The 3,193-nt window shown below is 66.6% G+C and carries 1 protein-coding gene and 1 pseudogene; both read right to left on the bottom strand.

Going from position 1 to position 3,193, the window contains the following annotated elements; genetic code table 11:
* Positions 1-1,745 (bottom strand): malto-oligosyltrehalose trehalohydrolase (treZ, locus tag Q4E95_RS12235; RefSeq protein WP_303383568.1); only part of this gene is annotated, 1,745 nt, incomplete at its 3' end.
* 2 nt (positions 1,746-1,747) lie between these two features.
* A pseudogene (locus Q4E95_RS12230) lies at positions 1,748-3,193 on the bottom strand (malto-oligosyltrehalose synthase); the annotation flags it as partial.

The raw sequence follows: 3,193 nt of genomic DNA, 5'->3' as shown, positions 1-3,193 counted from the left end.
CTCGCGAACAGCACCTGGGGCGCGTCACCTCCCATGACGGGCAGCTCTCGCTCGTGGTCGGACAGGTTGATCGCGGTCACCACGCCGTGCTCGGACTCCGGTTCGCTCATGCGCTTGAGCACGAACCACTGCTCGTCGTCACTGGCCTGGGTGGCCATGGTGGCCCAGTCCTGGCTGGTCAGCTCGGGGGTGGTGCGCCGCAGCGCGATCAGGTCACGATAGGCGGTGAAGATCCGCTCGTGATCGCCCCGGTGCACCTCGTCCCAGTTGAGCTTGGACCGCTCGAAGGTCTGCGGGTCCTGCGGATCGGGCACGGACGCGTGGTCCCAGGCCATGGACGCGAATTCCGCCTTCCGACCCTCCGCCACGGCCTTGCCCAGTTCGGGTTCGGGGTGAGCGGTGAAGAACTGCCACGGGGTGCTCGCACCGAATTCCTCGCCCATGAACAGCATGGGGGTGAACGGCTGGGTCATCAGCCACGTGGCCGCGCACAGCACCCGGTCCGCGCTCACGGTGTGGTTCATGCGGTCACCGGCGGCGCGGTTGCCCACCTGGTCGTGGTTCTGCAAGAACGTCACGAACTGCCACGGGAACACCTCGGACGGGTTGATCTCCCGGCCGTGCGAACGCCCGCGGAACGTGGAGTACGTGCCGTTGTGGAAGTACGCGGTGTGCATGGTCTTCTCCAGCGCATGCAGGGAGTCGAAGTCCCCGTAGTAGCCCTGGGTCTCACCGGTGAAGGCCACGTGCGCGGCGTGATGCACGTCGTCCAGCCACTGGGCGTCCATACCCTGCCCGTGCTCCTCGGCGGGAATGATCATGCGCGGATCATTGAGGTCCGATTCCGCAATCGTGAACAAGTTCTTGCCCGTGCGTTCGGATTCTGTCGCGACGCGTTCGGCGATCTCCTGCAGGATGTGCTTGGCGCGCGAATCCGCGAGCGCGTGCACGGCATCCAGGCGGAAGCCGTCCACGTGGTAGTCGCGCAGCCACATGGTCACGTTGTCCAGGATGTACTCGCGCACCCCGTCCGAGCCCCAGTCGTCCAGGTTGACCAGGTCGCCCCAGCTGGAGGCTCCGGGCTTGAAGTAGTCCGCGAACAGGGGCAGGTAGTTACCACTGGGACCCAGGTGGTTGTAGACCACGTCCTGGATCACGCCGATTCCCTTGGCATGGCAGGCCGCCACGAAGCGCTGATAGGCCTCCGGACCCCCGTAGGACTCGTCCACGGTGTACCAGGCCACGCCGTCATAACCCCAGTTGTGGTCGCCGTTGAAGCCGTTGACCGGCAACAGCTCCACGTAATCGACACCCAGATCCGCCAGGTAATCCAGCTTCTCGATGGCCGAGTCCAACGTGCCCTCGGGCGTGAACGTGCCCGGGTGCAGCTCGTACAGTACGGAGTCCTTGAGCAGGGGAGGCTGCCACGCGGCGTCGTCCCACTGGAAGGCGTCGGGATCAAAGGTGCAGGACAGTTCATGCACGCCCTGCGGTTGGCGGCGCGAGCGCGGATCCGGCAGTACATCGGAGACGGATGTACGTTCCTTGGCCGTGCCCTCGTCGAAGACCTTGGTCAGCAGGTAGCCGTAACGCACGGTTCCCGACGCCGCCTGCTCACCGTCCGCGAGCGTCCACCACCCGGGGCGCTCGGCCAGACCCGCCATGGGGTGGTCCACACCTTCCACGCGGACGGTGACTTCGCGGGCGTGGGGTGCCCACACGTCAAAACGATGATCGTTGGTCATGCTCAGCGGTCCTTTCGGCGCAGTAGCGCCACGGGATAGGTATCAAGAAGTTCGGCCAGTTTCACGCCGCCGGTCGAGGTGAAGGTGCGGCGCGTCAGGATGTCCTCCCACTCGCCGTCGGCCAGGTTCACGGTTTCGTCGGTCCAGCCGCCGGCCCTGGCCAGGCCCACCGGGAAACGAGTCACCACGGTGGCCGCACCGCCACGGTCGAAGCCCAGCGCGTGATCGGACAGGGTGCCGGTGAGCCCGAGCGGTTCGTAACCGGTGAACAGCTCGGGGTGTTCACGGCGTAGCCGCAGTGCACGAGATGTCAGCAACATGCGGGCCGCACCGGTGTCGTCCACCGCCGGTGAGCCACCGGCGGTGCCCGGCAGGCCTGCGTCCAAATCGGTCAGCAGTTCGGCGCGCAGCTCGAAGTCCACCGGTCGCCGGTTGTCCGGATCCACCAGGGACGGCTCCCACAGTTCCTGCCCCTGGTACACGTCCGGCACGCCCGGCAGCGTCAGCTGCAGTGCGGTTGCGGCCAGGGCATTGGACCAACCCGGTGCCGTGGCGCGTTCCACGAAACCCTCCACGATGCCCCTGGCCCGCGGGTTGGTGAACACGAAATCAATTAAGCGGGTCAGCTGCTCCTCGAATTCCTCATCACCGTCCACCCACGCCGTGGACACCGATGCTTCCCGGACGGCCTTCATCGCGTAGTCCACGGCGCGCTCACGCTCGAGCGGCCACGCGCCCACAATGGCCTGCAGTACCAGGTTTACGGCCGGGCCGTCCGTGATGGCAATTCCGGCCTCACGAGCCCGGGGGAACAACGTGGCCAACACCTCGGACCATGCCTTGGCGGATTCGGACAGCACCGTGATGCGTGCGCGCACGGACGCGGAACGTTTGGTGTCGTGGGTGGTCAGCGCGTTCATGGTGTCCGGGGATTCCCGCTGACGCTCGGCGGCCAGCTCGTGGAACTCGGCCGGGGTCAGCGAGAACACGGACGGGTCACCGCCCACCTCGGTCAGCGAGGTCAGCTTGGAGAACCGGTAGAACGCGGTGTCCTCCACGCCCTTGGCCATGACCATGCCGGAGGTTTGCTGGAAACGCTGGGCGGCCTCGGTCAGTTCCTCCGCCGACGCCGCTGCGTCACCCAGCACCTGGGCGAGATCGTCGAGCACGGCGCTGAGTTCCGGGCGGGCCTGCTTCGCTGCGGCCACCGCCTCGCGCTGGTAGTCGACGCCGAAGGGCAGATACGTGCGATACACCGGGAAGTGCGCGAGGATTTCCGCCAGGCCGTCGTAGGCCTGCTCATCCGAATGACCGAAGTCCCCGGGGAGATCGCGCACCACGCGGTGCACTTCAGCCGAAAGCCCGACGTCTGCCATGCGGCGCTTGGTGCCGTGGATCAGTTCTTCCCACCGCACGGGGTCGCCCTCGCGCAGCTTGGTGTCCAGGGA

Origin of the sequence: Kocuria sp., assembly GCF_030536815.1 — a bacterium.
Taxonomy (GTDB): Bacteria; Actinomycetota; Actinomycetes; order Actinomycetales; family Micrococcaceae; genus Kocuria; species Kocuria gwangalliensis.
The sequence above is the reverse complement of the archived record's forward strand: the minus strand, read 5'-3'. Positions and strand labels throughout refer to the sequence as shown.